Raw genomic sequence first — 24,913 nt, forward strand, 5'->3', positions numbered from 1 at the left:
GAAAGAAGGGAGATTTATATGCCAAGGATAATTTTTAAATGTCCTTATCTAAAAGGCGGTAATAATACAGCACATCTATCCAATCTTGTAAAATACATTGCAACAAGAAGTGGTGTGCAAAAGTTTAGTGCTGAAAATAAAAATCTCCCAGCGACAAAAAAGCAGGCAGAGCTTATCAAAAATATCTTGAAGGAGTTTCCTGACAGTAAAAACTTATTTGAGTATGAAGATTATATTCAAAACAAAACAATTGAAAATGCATCAGACTTTATTTCCATAGCATTAGAACACAACCTTGATGTAACAGCGAAGAAAGAAAATTACGTGGATTACATTGCAAATCGTCCAAGGGTAGAAAAATTATCTTCCCATGGTTTATTTACAAGCGGAACAGAAAAAATAGTTCTCTCAAAGGTTGCGGAAGAAGTTGCTCATCACGAGGGAAATGTTTGGACACCAATTATCTCATTAAGGCGAGAGGATGCTATAAGCACAGGATTTGATAACGTAGAAAAGTGGAAAGACTTTCTTGAATCCTACGTACCAACCATTGCTGATAACTTAAAAATTCCGATTGAACACTTTAAATGGTACGCAGCTTTTCATAATGAGAACCACCACCCTCATGTTCACATGATTTGTTACTCCACAGATATTCGCAGAGGATATCTCACAAAGGATGGTATCAAAAATATAAAGTCTGGATTGGTTTCAAATATCTTTCAAAATGAGATGAAAGAAATCTATACGGAGCAAAGTCACCGAAGAGATGATTTAAAAGCAGAAAGCAAAAAAATATTGCTTCAGCTGATTACAGAAATGAAAAACGGAAATGTTCAAAATCCGAAGATAGAGTTGTTACTCCTTGAACTTGCTGAAAAGCTTAAGCATACCAAAGGCAATCGAGTCTACGGCTATTTATCCCCAAAACTAAAAAATATCGTGGACAGTATTGTAGATGAGCTTGCAAAAGAAAAAACAGTTTCAGATGCATATAGCTTGTGGTATGAAATGAGAAATGAGGTGCTTAAAAGTTATTCCGATAAGCTTACTGACCCTATACCGCTTTCTAAGCAAAAGGAATTTAAGTCAATTAAAAATTTTATTATCTCTGAGGCAGATAAACTATCGAAAGGTGAAATCAACTTAACAGAACTTGAAGAAATTGAAGCTGATGGAGAAAAATATGAAAATACTTTAACTGAATATTTCGTTGATAAAGATTCTGAAGAACCCAGTGAGATGTCTGATTTTATAATGGATGAAACAGAAGATGACAGCAAAGACGAACCTTGTACATCATACATAAAATGGTCTGAAGATTATAAAAAGGCTCGAAAGTTTTTGTTTGGTACAGAAAATGAAGACCCCGACTTTGAAAAGGTAATGGAATTTTTAAAATCAGAATCCGAAAAAGGCAATGTGCTTGCTGTTTTTGATATAGGACGAATGTATGCAGACGGTCTTGGTGTTGAAATAAATGCAGAACAGGCAAAGAACTATTATACAAAGGCTCTTGAGGGCTTTCAATTTGTTGAGAATAAAAAACCATGGAAATACACCCAGTACCGCATTGGCAAAATGTTTGCACAAGGGCTTGGGACAGAACAAAATTATGAAAATGCTGCGGATTGGCTTTCAAAATCATCTGCGGAGAAATATAAGTTTGCCGAGTATTCCCATGGTGGACTTTACTATTGTGGGCAAGGTGTAGATCAAAACTTTGAAAAAGCCTTTGAACTTTATTTGCGATCTGCAAAGCAAGGCTTTCCGTATGCGGATTTTGAAGTTGCAAAAATGTTTCGTGACGGTACAGGCACAGAAAAAGATGAAAATCAAAGCAATATTTATTTTCAAAAAGCATTTGTAGGCTTTGAAAGTTTAGAAAAACAAAGCAGAGATGATAAACTTCAATACCGTCTTGGTTGGATGCTGCAGAATGGAATCGGAACTGAAAAGGATATTGTGAGAGCAAAAGAATATTTCCAAAAGTCCGCAAAACTTGGAAATACATTTGCTTGCTATTCTCTTGCAAAAATTATTCTTTTAGAAGAAAATCCCACAGAGGAAGAAATAAAATCAGCAATCGAGTATTTTAAAACTGCATCTCAAAGTGGCAACCCATTTGCACAGTATGCTCTTGCTAAACTTTATTACGAGGGAAAATATATAGGGCAGGATATATCAAAAGCGATTGAAATGTTTACACATTCAGCCGAACAGGAAAATGAGTGGTCAGAATACCAACTTGGGAAAATATATTTGACAGAAGAAAACTTTAAAGATATTACTTCTGCCACTCGATGGCTTAAACAATGCGCAGAAAAAGGCAATCAATTTGCTCAGTATGTTCTCGGAAAACTATATCTCAAAGGTGAAGAAATTCCGAAAGATGTTGAAAAAGCATTGAAGTATCTTACTTCATCAGCGGAACAAGGCAACCAGTTTTCACAGTACATTCTTGGCAAGATATATTTAATCGGTCAAGATGTGGCAAAGGATAAAGAAACTGCTGTAAAATGGTTTACTCTATCGGCAGAACAAGGTAACGAGTATGCAAAGTTTTTTCTTGAAAATATGGATAAGTGGCATGAGTCATCAGTAAGTTTTGCAGTTTCAAGGTTATTGCATCATATGAGCCGAATTTTCGAGGATAACATGCCAAAGCACAAATCACCTATCGGTCTTACGGTAGACAGTAAGCTTCTTAGGAAGTTAAAGCAAAAGAAAATGGCGCAAGGCCATAAGCAAGATGACCATGAGCAAAATATGAGTTTGTAATATGCAGTCTTTCAAAACGGAAAGACTGTTATTTTTTTACCCCAAAACAATATGGAAAGGATTTTATTATGAAAAACAAGCAGAAAAATACTCATTCCAGTTCCAATGTACTTGAAAAACAGAATCAAAAACCAAACATGAAAGGCTATCCCGTTAAAAGGATAGCCTTTCATCGTAAAGTTGGTAAAAAAGCATAAGGAGGGGTTGTATGGGTAAGTATATTCATTTTACTGAAGAAGAAAAACGGCAAGCAAATAACGTTGACCTTGAATATTTCCTCCGCCAAAAAGGTGAAACATTGCTACCATCAGGCAGAGAAAAAAGATTAAAGAGTGATCACAGCATTACTGTTCGAGGCAATGAATGGTACGATCATGCAACGGAAAAGGGTGGTCTTGCTATTGATTTTGTGCAAAACTTTTACGGTTTATCTTTTCCCGATGCGGTAACCATGCTCCTTGGTGGTGAGATGGGTAAAGTTTATCATTGTGCTGAAAAGAAAGAAGAAGTTAAAAAGCCATTTAAACTTCCACCACAGAACAAGGATATGCGGAGAACCTTTGCCTATCTCATTAAGCACAGATGTATTGATAGCGATGTGGTTAGTTTTTTTGCCAAAGAAAAATTATTGTATGAAAGCTGTGAAAAGTCTAATAATGGAACAAAAGAATATCACAATGTAATTTTTGTTGGGCTAGATGAAAATTGTGTGGCTCGTCATGCGCATAAGCGTGGCATCTATACTAATGGTAAAGGTTACAAAGGGAATATTTACAGCAGTAATCCTTGTTACAGTTTCCACTTCTGTGGAACAAGTGACATGCTCTATGTGTTTGAAGCACCCATTGATATGCTGTCTTTTATCAGCCTACATAAAGACAGCGATTGGAAACAGCACAGTTATGTTTCCCTCTGTGGACTTTCGGAACAGGCAATGCTCAAACAGTTGGAGATTAACCTTCAAATTAAAAAAGTAGTTTTGTGTTTAGATAATGATAAAGCTGGAATTAATGCGTGTGAGAAGTTTGAAAATTTGTTATATGAACAAGGTATATTGGCTTCTCGTATTTCCCCTATGCTTAAAGATTTCAACGAGGATTTACAGGAAAACGCAAAGGAACAGATTCAAAGCTTTGAAATTAACATGGCATAAAAATAATACTCCCGAGAGATCTTCTCTTGGGAGTATACAAAATCTTTATTCGCTTACGATTTCAAGTGTATTGCTCATAAACTGCACCGCAAATTATAGTTTATTCTTTTTGCCAACTTTCTACTACTAATTCATAATAGTAATTGGCTAAACACTCTAAACAATTACTAATGTTTTCTGCTAATTTTATAAAATTTTCTATATCAACAACCACGTTATCATATGTTTTTAAGTAGAAATGGTACTCATTACGATTGTTTAAAGGGTATCTGCTAAAGTCAATGTTAAAAAATGCTTTGTTAATATCATCATCCATTATATTAGTTGAAATTTCATCAATATAGGCTTCCAAACAAACTATCATTTTTTCAAACTCATCTTTTCCTCGTCCATACCCGAATCCAAACTCTATGATTTTATTTTTTATTGTTAGCCAATTGCCCCTTATATCATGATTTTCTTTGAATTTTGAATTGTATCCAAGTAAAATATTTAAACTCCAGCAAATTGATTTTTCATATAACTCAATTGCATGATTAGTAGCAAATAGAATAGGGAAAATAATGGCATCTGCCTTCTTATCATCATTATTTGTTAGACATTGTTCTGCTAATAGAATTGCACTTTGGAAATATCCTTCTGCAATTACATTCATATTTTGAATTGGTTCATGTTGATTAGTTCTCCAATTCATATATGCATTTTTATTAATATCTGAATTATAGCTAAATAGTTTTTTTATCAAATTCTCTCTTCTCCTTCAAATTTTATATGTATTGTTAAGCGAAATGAATATTACATTGAGTACCGATTGAACATTACCATTTGTGACCAGTTTTTGTATATTATACTACTAAAAATTACAAATAGAAAGGAGCGTTTTTTATGACCTTTTTCCCAGACATGGATATGCTTTTCAACTCACCCGTTATAACCTTGTTAGGAGTAGGACTTCTGATGTTCTTTGTCATTGGGGGTCTTTCTATGATTGCCCACTTTTATACCCTCAACGGAATTAAAAATAAAACTGTTGGTGACGGTCAGCACGGTGTGGCAAGGTTTGCAACTAAAAAAGAAATTACTCAAGTTTATCATCCTGTAACCTTCCAAGTTGCCGATTGGCGAAAGGGCGAAAATCTTCCAAAGAAGCAAGGCTTAGTTGTCGGATCAACGGGAAGAAAAGGAACTGTCACTGCACTTGTAGATACAGGTGATGTTCATTGCTTAATGATTGGTGCAGCAGGTGTTGGTAAAACTGCATTCTTTTTATACCCGAATCTTGAATATGCCTGTGCCAGTGGTATGAGTTTTATAACTACTGATACCAAAGGTGATTTAGCAAGGAATTATGGAACTATCGCAAAAGAAAACTATGGCTACAATATTGCTGTCATTGATTTGCGTAACCCTACAAGAAGTGATGGAAACAACTTACTGCACCTAGTTAATAAGTATATGGACATATATCTTGCCGACAATAAAAAATTTTATGCTAAAGCCAAAGCTGAAAAGTATGCAAAGATTATTGCAAAAACTATTGTATCTCCCGATGGTAATAATGCCGCAATGGGACAAAATGCATTCTTCTATGATGCTGCAGAGGGACTTCTCACAGCGGTGATATTACTCATTGCTGAATACCTACCACCTACTGAAATTGATGGACAATTAGTAGATAAAAGACACATTGTATCGGTGTTCAAAATGGTACAAGACTTGATGGCGCCAAGTCAAGTGAAAGGAAAGAGTCAGTTTCAGCTGTTGATGGATAAGTTGCCATTAACCCATAAAGCAAAGTGGTTTGCGGGAGCGGCTCTTAACTCAGCAGAACAAGCAATGGCATCTGTTCTCTCCACTGTACTGTCAAGACTCAATGCTTTTTTGGACACGGAGATGGAGCAAATTCTTTGTTTTCATTCCTCCATAGATGCTGAAACTTTCTGCAAAGAAAAGTCGGCAATCTTTCTTATACTTCCAGAGGAAGATAACACAAAATATTTTATGGTGTCATTATTTTTACAGCAGTTCTATCGTGAAATGCTTATGGTAGCGGATGAACACGGTGGTAAGCTCCCAAACCGTGTGATGATTTATGCCGATGAAATTGGAACTATCCCAAAGATTGAGTCATTTGAAATGATGCTGTCAGCGGGACGTTCCCGAAAAATTTCAGTTGTACCTATCATTCAGTCTTTTGCACAGCTTGATAAGAATTATGGTAAAGAAGGCTCAGAGATTATCACAGATAACTGTCAGTTGACGATATTCGGTGGCTTTGCACCTAACTCTGAAACAGCACAGGTGCTTTCCAAAGCTTTGGGTAGCAGAACTGTCATGAGTGGCAGTATCAGCCGAGGTAAAAACGATCCTTCACAATCATTGCAGATGATAGAACGCCCACTCCTAACTGCAGATGAACTGAAATCATTGCCCAAAGGTAGCTTTGTTGTCATGAAAACAGGTGCCCATCCTATGCAGACTAAGTTAAGGTTATTTCTTGATTGGGGTATTACCTTTGAAAAGTCACATGAAATAGAGGAAAAATCTCATCGTAAAGTTTACTATGCAGATAAGGAAGAATTAGAGCAGAACATTATTAAATCTTTTTCTGACAGTGAGATAGAAGATGAGGTTATATCCTCTGCAAATAAAAAACATGGAGGTATAAATCATACTGCAATAAAAGAGCAGGCTGAAGAAACAGCATTAAAGCGTAAAACAGTATTAAGACCGTAAGGAAGAAGGTGTTTATATGAGTTTTTTTGGAAGTCTTTATCGTGAGGATTTGCCACCAAGGGCAAAGACTGTCTATATGTACTTAAAAGACCGCAGCAATAAGGATGGTGAATGTTGGCCCGCAGTCAAAACCATAGCAAAGGACACCTCACTATCTATCAGCACAGTAAAAAGAGCCATAGCGGATTTAATCCGTTATGGCTTACTAATTAAGGAATATCGTTACAGAGAAAACGGCAGTCATACTTCAAACCGATATTTTATAAAAGAACTAAAATAATAAAATTGTGTTTTAGCTCTTTGTTCAAAAATATGGCTTTCCGCCAAGAGGGTAATATGCTTTGTTTGTGAACGAAGTCTGCGTTCATAGTGGACCACCCAGAAGGAGTCACTCTAAGGAAGTTTATAGGCAGAGAAAGAAGTATAAGCAATAAACATAATTCGTATGAGAAAGATAATGTTTAACATGAATAAGAGATAATAAGGTATGTTTTTTATATTTTAACCTTCCTTAAAAAGTCCCCTCTAGGATAATCGGGAAGTCTAAAGTCATATCCAAGGCGGTTCATTTCTTGCATTTTAATGAGCAGCAGGTTCATATGAGAATTGAGCATGCAAGCAATCTGCTCAATGTTATATCCGTCCATTGCTAACTCGTAAACTTCTTCATTATCAAGAAGAAGATGGGACGCAAAGACGTTTGCCTCGTATTCTGTAATGCTTCGCATATCAAAAAGATTAAACTCCTTTAATCCAGTTGTGGCGAGTTGTCTATGTAAATGATCGTGACCGAGTTCATGGGCAAGAACAATATTATTCATATGCTCGTCAAGGTTATTATTCAAAAGTATAATTCGTTGTTTCCATTGATAGGTATACATACCGAGTAAATCTTCAAGAGAAGCATAATAAACTTTTATTCCCTGACTTTTAGCAATTTGTTGAACTTTGTGAGAACCGCATTTGCGTTTCAGAAGTTCAACTTTTTTATATATTTCAACTGAGTTAATCAAGCCAACACCTCCAACAAAAGGGCAGTTTTTTATCTCATTAGGAATAATAAACTATCAGAAGATGATTTAAGGTCTGAATTTCTTTGGTGTGTATTTTTTATTATCTTCTTTTGCATCCCAATAAGCTTGCTGTAATGCTTGCATAACAGCATCTTTATCTGTTTCGGATAACTCACCACCGGCAAATAAACCGCCGATTTCAGATACTAATTCCTGAGCTTGCTTTGCACCTCGAGAACCGTATTTCTCTTTGGCTTCTGCAATAAATTCTTCATCTTCCGTAAGCAGATAATTCACATCGATATGAAAATAATCTGCCAACATAGAATAGATTTCTCTTTTTTTGGGGTAGCTTTTACCAGTTTCATAACTGATGATTGTACGCAGTGAAACACCGATTTCTTTCGCTAAGTCCGTCTGTGTAAGTCCTTTATCCTTTCGCAGATCTCTGAGTTTCTCTCCAAACTTCATATAGTCCTCCTTGAATGTGAAGTTAAATTTCACAAAATACATTACTACATATTGACAAAAGTAGGTAATCTTCATATAATATAAATGTGAAGATAAACTACATATTTATATTACTTCAATCTTCACATTTTGTCAACGAATTTAATGGTATGGAAAATATTACATTATCTTGAATCAACCCAATATTTAAAACGGAGGACTGCTATGAGAGTTACCAGAACAATGAGAAATATTTCGCTTATGTATGAAGGCATGCATCTCAATGAAGAACAAGTTTTTCATAAGGCTAAACTGTTGTTAGATATCTATCGTGATGTTGTATGGAAAACTCTGAGAGAGGCTGATTACATAAAAGAAATATGTGAATCTTACTATAGCAATGATTTGAATGTTGCCTTAACTTATTTAGCTAATTTTGCACCGACAGAGCAAAAAGAAGAATTTAAGAATAAGGTTTCCTACATATTTGAAACATCTTGGATGATTGAACTTATTGATACCGCAATGATTAAAATATATGATTATCCTGCAAATGGAAAGCTTTATCATGAAATATTATCCAAATGCTATATAAATTCCGCAACATTCAATGGGCAGGAACTGCTTGAATGTTTATCTATGGAAAGGACAAGCTTTTATGTGAGAAAAAAAGAAGCCATTAAATTATTTGGAGTTGCACTTTGGGGGTATGCACTTCCAAGATACAAGGCTGTTTTTATTGGTAATCACAGTGAAGAAGATAATTATAATTACTTTTGCAAACATGCAGACTAAATGCGAACTAAATACGAACTAATCACGCACTGACTTTGGACATTGCATATTCTATAATGTGTATTGTGGGATGGGTACGAAATAAAATAACTGATAAGCCTCGACTATAAAAAAGTCGGGGCTTTTTTATACCCATTTTTCATAATACGGCAGTAAGAAAGCCGGGAGTAACAGAAATGTTATTCTCGGCTTTTTTTGCGCCATTTTTAGGAGGAAAAATGGATAAGCCAAATCGTTGGTTTCGGTGTCGTTCTCCGCCTTTCTGATTTTGATTCTAAACATTTCAAAATTCAGAAACGGAGGAAATAAAAATGTTTGATAACACAAACCCTTACTATTTGCAAATTCATGCAGATGAAAATACAAAGCGATACTATGCAGCTTTTGTTGATGAGGAAGGTAAAAAAATTGAAGTCGAAATAAGTGTAGCAGTTGCGAAATTGCTATTTCAGACTTTTGTTAGAAAAGAAAGAAATTTAAGACGTTCCGATGAAAGAAATCTTGAGCATTCTGAACTAAATGAGCAAATCTTATATCAAAGAGCCTTACATAAACCAGAATCATTGGAAGATACAGCTTTTTTGAATTTGCAAAAAGAAAAGCTATGGCGAGCAATTGATACATTACCTAAAATTCAACGAAGAAGATTGATTTTATACTACTTTGAAGGCTTTACTTATGAGCAGATTGCCAAAATTGAGGGGTGCTCCTTTAGAGCAATAAAATACAGTGTAGATTGTGCAAAGGAAAACCTAAAAAAATATTTTCAAAAATAATTCAAGATTAGACTTCAAAAAAGTCTTCTAAGTGTGGAAACAGGTGAAGGGATATTTTCTCTTCCCTGTTTTCTATTTTGAAAAAAGGTTAGCACCTTGAAAACTGAATATCCGATTTCATAAATACGTTAGCTGATGAGCCTTGATCGGAAAAGCAACCTTGATAGATGCGCGATAACCTCCTGTAAAATCAGAACAATCCGTGAAAATGGATTGTTTCTTCTGAATTTTATAAATGCGGCCAACATAAGGAGCGAGCGGGTCCGTCTGATTATGAAACAATTTGTAGTGGATTGTATTGCCATAACTTTATCAGCCTATAATGATACTTCTGTCCAGCCACAGACTCACGCAATGGGGGCAGCTTGCAGAGATCCTGCAGGAGGTGAGATTCCTATGATGAGAATTAACTACTCTCAGTTTATGCAAATCGCCTAGTACTTGGGAAGTAGTGTCGAATAAAGTACAGAAACAAAAGTATAACTGATTTAATGTCAGAAGCAATGGGGATTACCTATGCTTTATCTGCTTTTGCAGTTGCAAACTTAGACAGCGGTAATCCCTATTTTTGTGGTATTAAGGATAATTATTCAGGAATGGAGGTAAAGAATATGGATTTAATCAAAATAGGTTCTGAAATTGCAAAAGAGCATGAAATGACAATAGAACAATCTCAAAACGAGGTGCACTATAAAATGTCAATTAAGTTTCTTGATATTCTAAAGAGAAAAGGAATTGTTTCTGATGTTGAGTATGCACAAATAGATGAATTAAACCGCCAATCCTTTTCTCCATGCCTTGCGAAAGTATATGTGTAAAAACACTTGCTATTATAATTGCTTTGGGGTATTGTGTGTTACTAACAGAAGGCTTACTTCTGGGAAAGGAGGAAAACTACATGGCTAAAAAGGTTAAAACCATAGAACCTGTAAGACAGAAAGTTTTGCAGGAATTAAGACCAAAGAAAAGAGTTTGTGCTTACTGCAGAGTCAGCACCGATAGTGCAAAACAGCATACTTCCTATGTTGCTCAAACAGAGTATTATAAAGAATACATTGAAAAAAGAGTGGAATGGGAATTTGTAGGAATATTTGCAGATGAATCAAGTGGAACCAAGGTGAAAAATCGTGATGAATTTCAGAGAATGATAACGGAATGTGAAAAAGGAAACATCGACCTCATCATTACAAAATCCATCACAAGGTTTGCAAGAAATACCATAGACAGCATTGAAACAATTCGAACTCTGAAATCCCTTGGGATAGCGGTATACTTTGAAAAAGAGAATATCAATACGATGTCTGAACAGAGTGAGCAGATGCTGACAATCCTAAGCTCAATTGCACAAGGTGAATCGGAAAGCATCTCCACAAATAATTGCTGGGGTATTCAAAAAAGATTCGGGGATGGAAGCTACGTACCAAGCTGTGTAGCATATGGCTATACCAAGGATGAAAATGGTGAACTTATTATCAAAGAAGATGAAGCGGAGATTATCCGAAGAATTTATAACGAATACTTAAGCGGAAAAGGCAGTTATGCAATTGCCCGAGACTTAACTCGTGACAATATACCAACCATCCGAACAGCAGAAAAATGGAATGATAGTGTAGTAAAGGAAATTCTGCAAAATCCAATTTATAAGGGAGAATTACTGCTACAAAAAACATATACAACAGATGTACTCCCCTTCACAAAAAAGAAAAATTATGGAGAGCTACCCATGTACTCCGTGAAAAATAGTCATGAACCTATTATTACAAAGGAACAAGCAGAAAGAGTTCGGGAAATTTATGAGTACCGAAGAGTGCAGATGGGCATGGATGACAGCAGTAAATACCAAAACCGTTATGAATTCAGCAGTAAAATCATCTGCAAAGAATGCGGTGGAACATTCCGCAGACAGAAAATCTATATCGGCAAGCCTTACGAGAAAATACAATGGTGCTGCATCACACATATTGAAAATAGTAAAAAGTGTACTATGAAAGCCGTAAGAGAGGATATTATCAAAGATGCCTTTCTAACCATGTGGAATAAGCTTGTAAGCAACTACAGTGAAATCCTCTATCCCCTCTTGGAATCCTTGAAAAGATTAAGGGCGAATAAAGAACAGGAAGAAGAAATTCTTACACTTAACAATAAAATATCGGAGTTAATGGAGCAGAGCCATATCCTACAGCGAGTCATGCTAAAAGGATATATGGACTCTGCTATTTTTATGGAAAAGCAGAATGCCATTAACATTGAAATTGAGGAATACAAGAAAAAACGAAATGTTCTCCTTGAGAGTAATGGTTATGAAAAAGAGATTGAGGGAACAAACAGGATACTGCAGATTATAAAATATAACCCTGTAATCATGGACGATTACCAAGCAGAACTGTTTATCCATACGGTAGATAAAGTCCTAATCGGGAAAAATGATGATATTACATTCAGACTGATTAATAATCTTGAACTGACGGAATACATAGCAAAGAGGTGAGCACAAATATGCAAACACATATGCCCATTGGCTACAAGATGGTGGATGGCAAAATACAGATAGATAAAGAAAAATCCAAAATCGTAAAAAAGATTTACTCAGAATACTTAAAAGGAAAATCCTTATTAGCGATAGCAAAAGAACTAAGTAAAAAAGAAGTGCCGAATGCAAATAACAAGACCAATTGGACACACGGTGCTATAGGAAGAATACTTGAAAACATTAAATATATGGGTGACGAAATTTATCCCAAATTAATTGACAAATCCACCTTCGATAAGGTTCAAATTAAGAGAAAACAGAAAGAAAATCAGCTTGGACGTACAGCACAGCCAAACAGCATGAAAAACCAAAGCCTATTTGCAAACAAGATATTCTGCGGTGAATGCGGTGAGCCATATCGAAAGTACACGGAACATTCGGGTAAGGCATCGGAAAAGAGCAGATGGAAATGTAAAAAATATATATTTAAGAATCGAGTACTATGCAAAAACCTCTTTTATACGGATGAGGAATTAAAATCAATATTTATTAGTGCAGTAAATAAGCTTATTAAAAATCAACGCTTACTAGACAAACCCCATAAAAAAGAGCTACCGAAAATGAGCAAAGAACTGCTTGCGATAGAAGATCAAATACATCAGCTTGAAGAAGATGAGGAATTTTCATCTCAAGAGTTGGCAGATCTAATATTTAAAAGAGCAGAACTTACCTATAGCACTTCCAAGGTAGATGACTACGAAGTGCAGACACAAAAAATAAAAGAGCTGTTAATCGGTCAAAACCAATTAACAGAGTTTGATGAGGAATTATTCAAAGGTATGATAGGCAAAATTACCATCTATCAAGACAGCAAAGTGGAAACACAATTTATAAACGGACTGAAAATCAGCGAGATTTTAGAATACAAGCGAAAGGATGAGAAAAATGGCTGTAGCCAAAAAGACAGTGGCAATCATACCGCCACAAATGAAATATGACAGACAATTAAGAGTAGAGCAGAAAACACTGCGTGTAGCCGCCTACTGCCGAGTAAGCACCTTGCTGGAACAGCAGGAAGGCAGTTACGAGGCACAGGTTGATTACTACACCAATAAAATAAACAGCAACCCAAATTGGAAATGCGCCGGCATATTTGCTGACGATGGAAAATCAGCAACGCAGACAAGTAAACGTGATGACTTTAATGCCATGGTTGATGCTTGCATGAATGGTAAAATAGACTTAGTGCTAACGAAATCGGTCAGTAGATTTGCCAGAAATACAGTAGATGCCTTACAAAATATCAGAAAGCTGAAAGAGAAAAATGTTCCTGTCATATTTGAAAAAGAGGGCATCAACACCATGGAAAGTGGTGGAGAACTGCTAATCACCATACTCAGCAGTCAGGCACAAGAGGAAAGCCGAAACATCAGTGAAAATACAAGATGGGGTTTGACGAGAAGATTTGAAAACGGCATCATATCGGTAAACCATAAAAAGTTCTTAGGCTACACCAAAGATGAAAACGGCAACCTTGTAATAGTACCCGAAGAAGCAGTTATTGTAAAAAGGATTTTTCGGGAGTATCTTGAGGGCAGTAGTATCGTTCAGATATGCAAAGACTTAGAAAAAGATGGTATTAAGACTGTCACAGGACTTGAGCAGTGGCATCCGGGAACCATCAACAAAATGCTCTCAAATGAAAAATTCTGCGGTGATGCTCGTATGCAAAAGACTTATACAGTAGATTTTCTAACCAAGAAAAGGGTGAAAAATGATGGATATGTCAGACAGTACTATATAGAAGATAACCATGAGGCAATCATTCCAAAGGAGTTATTCCACCAAGTACAGGCAGAAAAAGCAAGGCGAGCAAGTTTAAATAAAGCTGCAGTTACAAGAAAAAAGAACAAGGAATTAAAGGAGAAAAGCAAATATAGTTCTAAATACGTACTTACGGATCTGATGGTATGTGCAGAGTGCGGCCATGCCTACCGCAGGCAGATATGGTCCAAGTATGGTCAAAAATCGGCAGTATGGAGATGTGAGGACAGGCTGAAGCAAGGCAAGAAATCAAGATGTCAGAACTCACCTACCCTAAAGGAAGAACAGCTCCATGATGCAATTATGAAAGCAATAAATACTGTAGTAGAAAATACAGGTGAATTTATAGGGACCTTCAGAGAAAACGTAATAAGAGTTATAGGTAACTACAGTACCCAAGGTGTTACAACCGAATATGACGAACAGATAGAAAAACTGCAACAGCAGATGCTTACACTCATAGAAAATAACGCAAAACAAGGAGCTGTCAGCGAAGAATTCGATGAAGAATATAAGAAACTGTCTGAGAAGATAAATGGGCTGAAAACAGCGAAAATAAAGACGGTGCAAGCACAGAAAAATGCAGAAAGTTATGTACAAAGAGTTGAGGAATTAGACAAGACGATAGGCAATGTTAACCCACAGGTAAGGGAGTTTGATCAAGACCTTGTGAAAAGTCTGATATCTGCCATCAGGGTACATAAGGGCATGAAGCTAGAAATACAGTTCCACTCAGGAATAGTGGTAAAACAAGAAGTGGACTACTATGAATAGGCATACCACCAATGCCATAGGAAGATTTAGCTGTTTGCAAATTATTTTATTTTATGTTGTTTTAACAACATAAATGTTGTGAAATTCATGATAATATTGTGTAAACAAACAAATATACAACATTATAACTAGTGATTCTAAAAAGGAGATGTTCTTATGAAGTATTTTGTAAACGAAAGTTGTATCGGGTGTGGGTTATGTGCAATTGCTTGTCCAGAGGTTTTTGAAATGACGGACGCAGGGGTCGCAATTGCTTCCAAAGAAGAAGTTTCCGTAGACGTACTGGATGCAGCAGCACAGGCACAAAGTGGTTGTCCTGTGAATGCCATCGAAAGCGATGATTAAGGAGGTTATATATGAATTACATAAAAAATATAGAACATGAATCAGCATTGTGTTTAAAAGATGAGGTTTCTGTTCAGGCTGGGCAAATTGTAAGTAAAACCCTAGCTCAGAATCCTCATGTCAGCATTACTCTTTTTGCATTTTCAAAAGGGGAGGAAATCAGCTCCCATGATTCTAGTGGGGATGCAATGGTTTTGGTACTGGAAGGCACAGGGCAGTTCACCGTGGATGGTTCTGAATACGTTTTGAGTGCGGGTGAAACCTTAATTATGCCTGCAAAGAAACCTCATGCAGTATTTGCTAAAGAAGACTTCAAAATGCTGCTCACAGTTGTTTTTCCCTCAATGAGCTGATAGAACAACAAGAAAAATAACATAAAAAATATAAGTAAAATAAAGGAGTAATAATCATGGAAAATAAAATGTTTTGCTATCAATGCCAAGAAACTGCAGGATGTACAGGATGCACCCAGATGGGTGTTTGTGGCAAAAAGCCCGATGTTGCTGGGACGCAGGATCTGTTAATATATGTAACTAAAGGGCTGTCAGCTGTTACCACTGCCCTTCGTGCCCAGGGTGGAGAGGTTTCTTCCACAATTAATCACTTGATTACATTAAATCTTTTCATAACAATTACCAACGCCAACTTTGATAAAGAAGCGATCACAGCTCGTATCCGTGGAACATTGGATGCAAAGCGTGAACTGCTTGCACAGGTAAGAAATAGGGAAACGTTGCCCGAGGCGTCACACTGGGATGGGGATGCATCTACGTTTGAAGCAAAGGCAGCCAAGGTGGGTGTGCTTTCTACAGAAAATGAGGATATTCGTTCATTGCGTGAACTGATTACTTATGGCTTAAAAGGACTTTCCGCCTACTCCAAGCATGCTAACGTTTTGCTGCAAGAAGATGGTGAAGTTGATGCATTTCTCCAGCGTGCTCTGTCGGCGACTCTGGATGACAGTCTTTCCGCAGATGATTTGGTTGCACTGACACTGGAAACAGGAAAGTATGGTGTTTCCGGTATGGCTCTGCTGGACAAAGCAAATACGCAAGCCTACGGAAATCCTGAGATTACTAAGGTGAGTATTGGCGTGGGTTCTCGCCCAGGGATTTTGGTTTCCGGCCATGACCTGCGGGATTTGGAAATGCTGCTTAAGCAGACCCAAGAAGCTGGTGTGGATGTTTATACTCACTCTGAGATGTTGCCTGCACACTACTACCCTGCATTTAAGAAGTATCCTAATTTTGTAGGAAACTACGGGAATGCATGGTGGAAACAAAAAGAGGAATTTGAAACCTTCAACGGCCCAATTCTCATGACTACCAACTGCATTGTTCCTCCTAAGGATAGCTATAAAGACCGTCTGTATACAACCGGTGCAGCAGGCTTCCCTGGTTGCAAACATATTTCCGGTGCTATTGGAGAGGAAAAGGATTTCTCAGAAATCATTGAACACGCAAAACATTGCGTAGCTCCAACAGAAATCGAGACTGGAGAAATTATAGGCGGCTTTGCACACAACCAAGTTCTGGCTCTCGCCGATCAGGTGGTTGCGGCAGTAAAATCAGGTGCAATCAAAAAGTTTGTGGTTATGGCAGGTTGTGATGGTCGTGCCAAGAGCCGTAATTATTATACTGACTTTGCCCAAGCTTTGCCAAAGGATGCGGTTATTCTCACTGCAGGTTGTGCCAAGTATAAGTACAACAAGTTGGAACTGGGTGACATCGGTGGTATTCCTCGTGTATTGGATGCAGGACAGTGCAATGACTCCTACTCCTTGGCTGTTATCGCACTGAAGTTGAAAGAGGTTTTTGGATTGGAGGACATCAACGATTTGCCTATCGTTTATAACATTGCTTGGTATGAGCAAAAAGCAGTGATTGTACTTCTGGCTCTGTTGTATTTGGGTGTGAAAAATATTCATTTAGGGCCAACACTTCCTGCTTTCCTTAGTCCTAATGTAGCAAAGGTACTGGTAGAAAACTTTGGCATTGCAGGGATTGGAAATGTTGAGGACGACATAAAGCTGTTTTTTGACGAAGATACTACAAACGACCTTGTTACTGGTGATATGATAATGAGCGCTATTTTGCGTAAATACCCCGAAACTGCTCCTGCACTGATGGAGTGTGGAATGCATTGTTTAGGTTGTCCTTCCTCTCAGATGGAGACTTTAGCAGATGCATGTATGGTTCATGGCTTAAATGTGAATGATGTATTAAAAGCTGTAAATCGTAAGGTGAACGGTTAACGTTGAGATTAAGGTCATGGAATACTTTATTATTCCATGACCACATTTTTAGAAAGGGTTGAGATTATGAGTGCATTTTTAGGGCCAATTCATTACTGGCTTTATCGTAAAATTCAGTTGCAGGAGGGATTGACGGAAGCAATGTTGTCTTCGATTCCGTCAGAAGAAGAGCGTAATACCTTGGAAAACAAGCTAAATACAACTTATGGAATTGTTGAGCGACGCCCGTTGGAAGACGTGATTGATAACGGTAACATCCACGGTTGGTTGCAAGGCCAAATCGGTATTGCAGAGAAGCGCTTTGCAGCAACAGTTACAGAAATTTTACATGGCGATCCAACAAAAATTGAAGTGCTTAAACAACGGGCATTTCAACTGGGATTGCATAATCCTTTGTTAGATTCTAATGATGCTCAGGAAATCTATCGAGCTTTGAATGATGTACTGCTGGAAGGCATGCCCTGTGACCACGTCAATGAAGTTTTGGAGCAGAGTGAGCAACGTGTTCGCTGGCACCAGACTGTGGATTTGCATTTACCTTTTTGGGATGCAGTAGGTGGAAAGATTGAAAACTATTATTTATTACGAGACGCTTTTGTTTCAGGGAGTCTCTCTGGCAGTCGTTTTTCTTTTCAGCGGATAGACGGGCAGTTTCTCATTGAGGAGGTGCAAAGATGAATTCTATTGAATTAATGGTACAGGAACATAAAAATATTCTTGCCCTTGTAGCGGTAATCCGTAATGCCGGCTGCCGCATATTGGAGGGTGCCCCCATAGAAGTAAATGATTTTAGGGATATGATTACCTTTGCACGAACCTATGCGGATCAACATCATCATGGGAAAGAGGAGCGGATTTTGTTCCGAGAGATGACGGGGCGGCTGGGTCCTGCTGCCGTAAAGCTGATTCAACATGGTATGTTGGTTGAGCATGATATGGGGAGGTTTCACTTGGGTGAGCTTGAAATTGCATTGGAACGTTATGAGTCTGCTCCAAATACTCTGGACAAGCTAGAAATTTTGGTAAACGCCGGTGCATGGGCGAACCTATTACAACGTCATATTGACAAAGAGAATAATGTAGTTTATACGTTTGCAGGACGTAGCCTTACGGATGATGTGTTGCAGAGCATAAACAGTGAAGTGGAACTTTTTGAAAGTCAAGCGGAAGAGAAGGGAGTTCAGGAGGCTGCTTTGAATTTGTTGAAACAGCTCACGGAAAAATATTGCTAATTCAAAGAAAGAAGGGATATGATTATGAGTTTCGAACAATGGAAGGAACAAATTTCGAATTTTGAACGCATTGATGTTCGCCACTTACAAGGAAACTTTTTCCCTGGTTTACAAAAACGTGCTGCTGGATTGGATAAAGGTTGTGGATTTACAATTATACAAACTTTTGAGCCCCTACCTCTTTATGCCCCTATGGAAGCTCTTGGGTTTGAACATTTTGCGCAACAAGTGGGGGAAGATGAGTTTCATATTTATTTCTATCGTGTGCAGGAGACTGAGACGGCTGAAGTGGCGCCCTTTCGCCCCCTAGCTTTGTTGAACTATCCCATGATTGATGAAAGACTAGGCCAAATAGCTGTGGACTTTTGGGATCTTACATGGAATGATCAAAAGCGAACGTTGCCTTATGAGATGCGTTTGCTGCTTTCTCTGACGAATGCAGTGGGTGCGGGGCGAATGCGTCAAGCAACGAGAGAATTGGTAAAGGCGTATATCCATGGGCTTGATTCTGCTGCTCTGGACGATGTCTTTGAACTTCTGGCGTGGAATCAGGGAATTGGTTATTTTAGTTCGGAAATCGGACCATCGCAGCTATTTCAGGCATACAAACTAATCAAGACTCGTGAGAAATCAGGTAAGCAGCGCAGCGAAATTGAACATGAATTAAAGGAGAAATTTGGAGAAAAGAATCCCGAAGTTAAGGTGCAGTAACCCTGTTTTTTTACTAAAAAATTACGGTAAAAGTCTATCTGGGAATGCGGGTGATACCGCACGAATTCTGTATGTCCAGATAGGTGTAAAGGCATCAGCCGAGAAATGAGAGGTTTTGCCTTAACACTAGCTTTCAATTTGAACTTCTATGCATAGTATAATAGGCTTATCTCATTAAACTATGTTGTTTTATGAAATGGTGGGAATATAAATGGATGCTCTTTTTTTATCAAATACAAGTTTGTTTCGTGGAATTACACCAGAAGAAGTGACTTCTATGCTGGGCTGCCTGATGGCGGAAGAGAAATGCTACCAGAAAGATGAAGTGATTTACCGTGCAGGAGATACTGTTCATAAATTAGGCATGGTATTATCTGGAAACGTCTCTATTGAGCACGACGACATTTGGGGGAATAAAAGTGTTTTAGATAAAATTGGACATGGTCAAGTATTTGCGGAAACCTATGCCTGTGCACCTGGGGAACCTTTGATGGTTAGTGCGGTGGCGGCAGAATGCACACTCGTTTTATTTCTGAATGTAGCAAAAACATTGCAACCGTGTCCATCTGCCTGCGAATATCATGGAAAACTAATTCGAAACCTGCTGACAATCTCATCCCAAAAAAACTTAACTTTATCACGGCGTATTTTTCATACTTCAGCAAAGTCTATTCGGGGGCGGTTGCTATCTTATCTTTCTTTCCAGGCGACTCGTGAGGGCAGGCATGAATTTGATATCCCTTTTAATCGGCAACAGTTGGCCGATTACCTAAGTGTAGACCGCAGTGCACTTTCAAATGAATTAGGTAAAATGCAACGGGAAGGGTTGTTTACGGTTCATAGAAACCACTTTTTAATAAAAACCGACTTGGTATAAAAAATTTTAATCCATTCACAACACAATTATATTGTTGGAGCAGTCATTCTTTCCTAATAGTGGTGTGGTTGTATACTTCATCGTGAGCCTATACTTAAGAGTCACTTTTTTTGTTGTTCTATAGCTATCTTCATCTAGGCTGAGATTTGACCTGTTTCTTTTAATTTATTTTTCTGCTTTTAGCTTCCAGAGTGTTTACTATCTATAGATAATTAATTTTGTAATTTCATGCTGCGTACGCAACATGAAACAGAGAAACTTATGTTAAACTAAAATTATTACTAACATTAACAATACGAAACAAAGTATAAATATATGGATAAAAGGAGGAAAATTTATGTATTATTCAATTTCAGATTCATGTACAGTTCTGGGAAAAGTTATACAAAAACCAGATCGTAGTTTTTCATTTTTAGCGTATCTCTTGCGGGGAGAAAAGAATGTGCTTATTGATACTGTTCCCGAAAAAGTTGGAGAGACGTTCATGGCTGAGTTAAAACAGTTAGTTCCCCTTAGCCAGTTGGATGCGATCATCCTTAATCATTCTGAAGAAGATCATAGCGGAGCTCTTGCACTATTGTTGGCTGAAAGTGCGGATATTCCAATTTACTGCACAGCAGCCTGCAAACATCGTTTGGTTTCCCGTTATCCTAATGCAAATTTTATAGAAGTGGAAGATTTATCAACATTAAAAGTTGGAACATTTGAGTTTCGCTTTACCCATACGCCAGGATTGCATTGGGATGATAATATGGTTACTTATTTTGAAAATGAACAAATCTTGTTTTCCAATGATTTGTTTGGGCAATATTTGGGATGCGAACCGCCCTTGGATAAAGACTACACCACTGACAGGGTTTTACAGGGAGCAAAAGCATATTTTGATAAGGTGTTTGCACAAGCAACATCCAATGAGAAACGTGCTGTTTTGGGCTTGGCAGACTTGGAATTGGAATGTGTCGCACCTGGACATGGTGTAATTTTGACAGGAAAGTTAAATGATGTTTTTGCTCTTTATGAAACAGAATGCGCTGTGTATTAATTGTGGTCATATCAGAAAGCGTAAGGTAAAACCGTTGAAAAAGACCTATTGCGAAAATTTAGGGCTAATCATTGTTTAATTTTAAGAGATGAAATGTATTCTTTTCAAAGTCCAGCAAGCCCTCGGAACGCATTTGTGATAATTCACGTGTTAATGCGCTGCGATCTGCGCATAGATAAGCAGCCAACTCGAGACGTCCTAAAGGAATATCAAAATATGCACAACCTTGCTGTTGGGCTTGAATGGAAAGATAAGTCATAATTTTTTCTCGTAGAGTTTTCTTTGAGGTCACTTCGATTTTTTCTAACAGCTGGATATTTTTGTTGCTAATAAGCCTTACCATATTTTCGATTAGCCGATGATGGAAGGTGCAGGACATGCTGCAAGAGTGTAAGACCTTATTATAAGGAAGAAATAAAATCAAACAATCTGTTCCTACAGCAAAAGTAACTTTGGAGTCAGGAAGGTTTCCGCAGGCAAAAGTTTCTCCGAAAACTTCTCCTATTTTCATAGAAACGATAAGGGTTTGGGTGCCCCCAATATCCTCTTTAATCATATTAACAGATCCGCTTAAAATGACGCCAACAGATTTTATTGATTCACCTGCAAGAAAAATAAGTTCCCCCTTTTTGTAGGAACGCAAATAGCTTCCCAGACAAGTAAGCACAGAATCAATTTCGGTTTCTTTGATTCCTTCGAGTAACGGCATTTTCTGAAGTAGTTTAATATAAACGGTATGCACTTAGAGCACCTCCTTGAAAGGAGTATAAATGAAATTTTTACTTGTTGCAAGTGCAACCTGTAGGCATTTATTTAGTGGGAAGAGGATTGACATCCAAAGTTCTGTCACGGGAGGTTTATAAATAATGAGTGGAAAGTGCGTCAATAGATTATGACGCGAGATTAGTTACTTTAATATTGAAATTTACCTTCTAAATTAACTTTAATAAACTAAAAAAAGGAATCAACCAGCGATAATATCTTGCTGTTTGATTCCTTTTTTAGTATTGATTTCCATATTTAGTTTACTGTTCTTCTAAAGTCATTCTTGTACTTGGGATTTATCTGTAGTATTTTATTACAATTGTACGATTATCAATCTCAATAATACCTTCTTCTTTTAATTTTTTAAGCTCTCTAAAGAGAGAAGGTCTTTGTACACCTAAATAATCTGCCAGTTGCCTTTTACTCATTGGAAGCAGAATTACCGAGGATTTCTGTATGATAGCTTGCTGTTTAAAATAATACATAATATTTTCACGAAGTGTTCTTTGAGTAAACATTGCTATCTTCTGATTTATTCCTTGCGAATTTTGTGAGATTGACTTTATATAATGCAATGTAAAATTATAGTCGTGCAAGAGTTCTAATACAGCATTTGTGTCAATGTGGAGAATTTCACAATCTGTAAGACAATAGATATTAAGAGGATAACTGTGGTTTTCACCAAATAATAAATTTGCTCCTATCACACTTCCTTTGCTAAATTCAAACATTGTAGTTGATGAACCATTAGTTGATAAAGAATACGCAACCAAACTTCCTGACAATACAATATCCAATGTTCTACAAGTTTCATTTGCATTATGAACGGTTACACCCTTCGAATAGTGTTTTTTATAAATATGATTACCTGCCAATAGTTTTTCTAAGTCAGATTCCTTTACAGCTGAAAATAATGAAATATTTCGTAAAAAGTCAATATTCATGTGAATTACTCCTCCATCTAAAAACATTATATCAAAAAGAAACATTGGTGTCTATTTGAGAATGATAAACTACTTTATAATTGTATTATTACAAAAAGAAAAGGAGGATTTGTATGGATATTTTTACAGTAGCAATGTGGATAGGAACGATCATATTCCTTTTGATTTCCTTAAAAAAGGATAAAGTTAAGACATTGAAAGCACTTAAAATGGCATTTGGTATGGGCAAGGGTATGTTGGGGAGCATCTTATCAATTATTTTTTTGATTGGTTTAATTCTAACAATATTACCGCCAGAGAATATTGCCAAATTTGTGGGAAGTCAATCATTGTTCATAGCAACAGTGGGTTCAGCGGCATTTGGAACAGTAACTCTGATTCCTGCCTTTATTGCTTTTCCCCTTGTCGGCACACTGGTTGATGCCGGGGTTAGTATTGTTCCTTCCGTAGCATTTTTAACTACACTTACCATGGTAGGGGTCGTAACATTCCCGCTTGAAAAGCGAGAATTTGGGTTTAAATTTACTGCTATCAGAAATGGGTTAAGCTTTTTATTTGCCATAATTATCGCTATGGTAATGGGGGTGATTGTATGAAAATCTTAAAAAAAGCAAAAGATAATGCTTTCTTAATAGTGGTAGCTGTTGCCTATACCTTGATATTTGTAATTAAACCAGGTATGGGTGTTACATCAATTAAAAACAGTGCTTATTACATTAAAGAAATGTTTATGATAATGCCGGTGATATTTGTTCTTACGGCGCTTTTGGATACATGGGTTGCAAAAGAAAAAATCACCAAGTACTTAGGAAAAGAATCCAAAATTAAAGGTATCGTATTGTCGTTTGTTCTCGGTAGCATATCTGCTGGACCCATATATGCAGCATTTCCCATGTGTGTCATGCTCCACAAAAAGGGGGCTTCTGTACGAAACTTAGTTATTATTTTAAGTTCCTGGGCGGTAATAAAGGTTCCCATGCTTTTAAACGAAGCAAAATTTTTGGGCATGAAGTTTATGGCAATCCGTTGGGTATTAACTGTAATTGCTATCGTAGTATTTTCGTGGATTGCTGCAAAAATTGTTAAGGACGAGGATATAGTACAGAAAGAAGAAAAAACAAGTGGACTTACATTAAACAGGGAATCATGTATGGGCTGCACATTGTGTACTAAGAAATATTCTGAGATTTTTGGTATGCAAGGTAAAAAAGCATATATAAAATCTTTTGATGCTGAAATAGACAAAGAAAGGCTTAGTCAAACAATATTGGCTTGCCCTGTCAGAGCCATTGATTATATTGAATAAAATTTAAATAGTTTGATTTTGTTGTAAATGCAACATACAAACCAATTTTATAAAGATATAATCGAAATAACAAATTTGATGGGATTATCTGGTTATGCTATCTAATATGTAGGCACAAATTTATGGAGGTGTATAAAATGATTGAGCAAATTTTTAAAATGTCAACTGGAGATGAAAAAGCGGTTAAAAGAGTTATTCAGGATGAAAATATTCATTATATTCATATGGTCTTTAATAAGGATGAAGGCCTCCCAGAACATTTTTCTAACTCGAACGTTTACATGACAGTGGTAAGAGGGACTTTATCTATTGGGCTAAATGACCAAGAGGTTCACCAATATGATAAAGGAACTCTTTTAAAAATTCCTGTTAATACGAAGATGAATGTAAAAAATTCATCTAATAACATATTAGAGTTAATAGTTGTAAAAGCACCTGCACCTCTAAAATAGTAAAATATTGTATAAAAATGTTGAAAGGAGAAACGCAGAATGGTAAAATATATATGTATCCCATGCGGATATATCTATGACCCACAAACAGGTGATCCAGATAGTGGAATAGCCCCGGGAACTGCTTTTGAAGATATCCCTGATGATTGGGTTTGTCCAATTTGTTTTGTGGGTAAAGATGAATTCGAACCCGTTAAGGAATAATCTGAAGGA

27 protein-coding genes are annotated in these 24,913 nt (G+C 37.0%); 22 read left to right on the forward strand and 5 right to left on the reverse strand.

Annotated elements, in window-relative coordinates; genetic code table 11:
- Positions 1–18 precede the first annotated feature (18 nt).
- Together mobP3 and BN2409_RS09035 are read left to right on the forward strand one after the other, a co-directional pair.
- Positions 19–2,781 carry a MobP3 family relaxase gene (gene mobP3 / locus BN2409_RS09030; protein WP_053956320.1) on the forward strand — a complete coding sequence of 921 codons (2,763 nt, stop codon included), beginning with the start codon at positions 19–21 and terminating at the stop codon, positions 2,779–2,781.
- Positions 2,782–2,989: 208 nt separating this feature from the next.
- Positions 2,990–3,934: a DUF3991 and toprim domain-containing protein gene (locus BN2409_RS09035; protein ID WP_053956321.1), complete on the forward strand. Its 945-nt coding sequence runs from the start codon at positions 2,990–2,992 to the stop codon at positions 3,932–3,934.
- A 100-nt stretch (positions 3,935–4,034) separates the two neighbouring features.
- Here BN2409_RS09035 and BN2409_RS09040 read toward each other — a convergent pair whose 3' ends face one another.
- Positions 4,035–4,679, reverse strand: a complete 645-nt coding sequence (locus BN2409_RS09040; RefSeq protein WP_053956322.1) for a hypothetical protein — start codon at positions 4,677–4,679, stop codon at positions 4,035–4,037.
- A gap of 140 nt (positions 4,680–4,819) precedes the next feature.
- Here BN2409_RS09040 and BN2409_RS09045 point away from each other — a divergent pair, with 140 nt between their 5' ends.
- Together BN2409_RS09045 and BN2409_RS09050 are read left to right on the forward strand one after the other, a co-directional pair.
- Positions 4,820–6,670, forward strand: coding sequence for a VirD4-like conjugal transfer protein, CD1115 family (locus tag BN2409_RS09045; RefSeq protein WP_330375423.1), 1,851 nt, complete (start codon positions 4,820–4,822; stop codon positions 6,668–6,670).
- 16 nt (positions 6,671–6,686) lie between these two features.
- The gene (locus BN2409_RS09050; protein WP_053956323.1) at positions 6,687–6,950 is read left to right on the forward strand and encodes a helix-turn-helix domain-containing protein; all 264 of its coding nucleotides are present in this window, start codon (positions 6,687–6,689) and stop codon (positions 6,948–6,950) included.
- A gap of 214 nt (positions 6,951–7,164) precedes the next feature.
- On the opposite strand, the gene BN2409_RS09055 is transcribed toward BN2409_RS09050, so the two are convergent.
- Complete coding sequence (locus BN2409_RS09055; protein WP_053956324.1) at positions 7,165–7,683, reverse strand: ImmA/IrrE family metallo-endopeptidase; 519 nt, start codon at positions 7,681–7,683, stop codon at positions 7,165–7,167.
- Positions 7,684–7,749: 66 nt separating this feature from the next.
- Positions 7,750–8,154, reverse strand: coding sequence for a helix-turn-helix domain-containing protein (locus tag BN2409_RS09060; RefSeq protein WP_053956325.1), 405 nt, complete (start codon positions 8,152–8,154; stop codon positions 7,750–7,752).
- Between the two features lie 204 nt (positions 8,155–8,358).
- On the opposite strand from BN2409_RS09060, the gene BN2409_RS09065 reads away from it, so the two are divergent.
- The 14 genes from BN2409_RS09065 to BN2409_RS09130 all read left to right on the forward strand — a co-directional run bounded on the left by BN2409_RS09065 (position 8,359) and on the right by BN2409_RS09130 (position 21,233).
- Positions 8,359–8,928, forward strand: a complete 570-nt coding sequence (locus BN2409_RS09065) for a hypothetical protein (RefSeq protein ID WP_242847944.1) — start codon at positions 8,359–8,361, stop codon at positions 8,926–8,928.
- 311 nt (positions 8,929–9,239) lie between these two features.
- On the forward strand, positions 9,240–9,704 hold the full coding sequence (locus tag BN2409_RS09070; RefSeq protein WP_053956326.1) for an RNA polymerase sigma factor: 465 nt from the start codon (positions 9,240–9,242) through the stop codon (positions 9,702–9,704).
- A 491-nt stretch (positions 9,705–10,195) separates the two neighbouring features.
- Positions 10,196–10,522: an SHOCT domain-containing protein gene (locus BN2409_RS09075; RefSeq protein WP_053956327.1), complete on the forward strand. Its 327-nt coding sequence runs from the start codon at positions 10,196–10,198 to the stop codon at positions 10,520–10,522.
- Between the two features lie 80 nt (positions 10,523–10,602).
- Positions 10,603–12,192 (forward strand): recombinase family protein, encoded by a 1,590-nt coding sequence (locus BN2409_RS09080; protein WP_053956328.1) that lies wholly within the window; start codon positions 10,603–10,605, stop codon positions 12,190–12,192.
- A gap of 8 nt (positions 12,193–12,200) precedes the next feature.
- On the forward strand, positions 12,201–13,172 hold the full coding sequence (locus BN2409_RS09085) for a recombinase family protein (protein WP_053956329.1): 972 nt from the start codon (positions 12,201–12,203) through the stop codon (positions 13,170–13,172).
- Positions 13,120–14,772, forward strand: coding sequence for a recombinase family protein (locus BN2409_RS09090; RefSeq protein ID WP_110943056.1), 1,653 nt, complete (start codon positions 13,120–13,122; stop codon positions 14,770–14,772). Before BN2409_RS09085 ends, BN2409_RS09090 begins: the two co-directional genes overlap by 53 nt.
- A gap of 156 nt (positions 14,773–14,928) precedes the next feature.
- Complete coding sequence (locus tag BN2409_RS09095) at positions 14,929–15,117, forward strand: ferredoxin (protein ID WP_053956331.1); 189 nt, start codon at positions 14,929–14,931, stop codon at positions 15,115–15,117.
- 11 nt (positions 15,118–15,128) lie between these two features.
- Complete coding sequence (locus tag BN2409_RS09100; protein WP_053956332.1) at positions 15,129–15,470, forward strand: cupin domain-containing protein; 342 nt, start codon at positions 15,129–15,131, stop codon at positions 15,468–15,470.
- A 56-nt stretch (positions 15,471–15,526) separates the two neighbouring features.
- Positions 15,527–17,371, forward strand: a complete 1,845-nt coding sequence (gene hcp / locus BN2409_RS09105) for a hydroxylamine reductase (protein ID WP_053956333.1) — start codon at positions 15,527–15,529, stop codon at positions 17,369–17,371.
- 36 nt (positions 17,372–17,407) lie between these two features.
- Entirely contained in the window at positions 17,408–18,049 is a 642-nt protein-coding gene (locus BN2409_RS09110) for a hypothetical protein (protein ID WP_199872985.1), read from the forward strand.
- Positions 18,046–18,603, forward strand: a complete 558-nt coding sequence (locus tag BN2409_RS09115) for a hemerythrin domain-containing protein (protein ID WP_053956335.1) — start codon at positions 18,046–18,048, stop codon at positions 18,601–18,603. Before BN2409_RS09110 ends, BN2409_RS09115 begins: the two co-directional genes overlap by 4 nt.
- 24 nt (positions 18,604–18,627) lie before the next feature.
- The gene (locus BN2409_RS09120; protein ID WP_199872986.1) at positions 18,628–19,314 is read left to right on the forward strand and encodes a sulfurtransferase TusA family protein; all 687 of its coding nucleotides are present in this window, start codon (positions 18,628–18,630) and stop codon (positions 19,312–19,314) included.
- Between the two features lie 211 nt (positions 19,315–19,525).
- Positions 19,526–20,191: a Crp/Fnr family transcriptional regulator gene (locus tag BN2409_RS09125; RefSeq protein WP_053956336.1), complete on the forward strand. Its 666-nt coding sequence runs from the start codon at positions 19,526–19,528 to the stop codon at positions 20,189–20,191.
- Between the two features lie 337 nt (positions 20,192–20,528).
- Positions 20,529–21,233 carry an oxygen-binding di-iron domain-containing protein gene (locus BN2409_RS09130; RefSeq protein ID WP_053956337.1) on the forward strand — a complete coding sequence of 235 codons (705 nt, stop codon included), beginning with the start codon at positions 20,529–20,531 and terminating at the stop codon, positions 21,231–21,233.
- A gap of 64 nt (positions 21,234–21,297) precedes the next feature.
- Here the strand turns inward: BN2409_RS09130 and BN2409_RS09135 are convergent, their stop codons facing one another.
- Complete coding sequence (locus BN2409_RS09135; RefSeq protein WP_242847945.1) at positions 21,298–21,975, reverse strand: Crp/Fnr family transcriptional regulator; 678 nt, start codon at positions 21,973–21,975, stop codon at positions 21,298–21,300.
- A gap of 319 nt (positions 21,976–22,294) precedes the next feature.
- Entirely contained in the window at positions 22,295–22,942 is a 648-nt protein-coding gene (locus BN2409_RS09140) for a Crp/Fnr family transcriptional regulator (RefSeq protein ID WP_053956338.1), read from the reverse strand.
- Positions 22,943–23,055: 113 nt separating this feature from the next.
- Here BN2409_RS09140 and BN2409_RS09145 point away from each other — a divergent pair, with 113 nt between their 5' ends.
- The 4 genes from BN2409_RS09145 to rd all read left to right on the forward strand — a co-directional run bounded on the left by BN2409_RS09145 (position 23,056) and on the right by rd (position 24,904).
- Entirely contained in the window at positions 23,056–23,538 is a 483-nt protein-coding gene (locus BN2409_RS09145) for a permease (RefSeq protein ID WP_053956339.1), read from the forward strand.
- On the forward strand, positions 23,535–24,248 hold the full coding sequence (locus tag BN2409_RS09150) for a permease (RefSeq protein ID WP_053956340.1): 714 nt from the start codon (positions 23,535–23,537) through the stop codon (positions 24,246–24,248). Before BN2409_RS09145 ends, BN2409_RS09150 begins: the two co-directional genes overlap by 4 nt.
- Positions 24,249–24,385: 137 nt before the next feature.
- Positions 24,386–24,700: a cupin domain-containing protein gene (locus BN2409_RS09155; RefSeq protein WP_053956341.1), complete on the forward strand. Its 315-nt coding sequence runs from the start codon at positions 24,386–24,388 to the stop codon at positions 24,698–24,700.
- 39 nt (positions 24,701–24,739) lie between these two features.
- Positions 24,740–24,904, forward strand: coding sequence for a rubredoxin (gene rd / locus BN2409_RS16845; RefSeq protein WP_084727828.1), 165 nt, complete (start codon positions 24,740–24,742; stop codon positions 24,902–24,904).
- The last annotated feature ends 9 nt before the right edge of the window (positions 24,905–24,913 follow it).

Source organism: Inediibacterium massiliense (assembly GCF_001282725.1).
Classification (GTDB): Bacteria; Bacillota; Clostridia; order Peptostreptococcales; family Thermotaleaceae; genus Anaerophilus; species Anaerophilus massiliensis.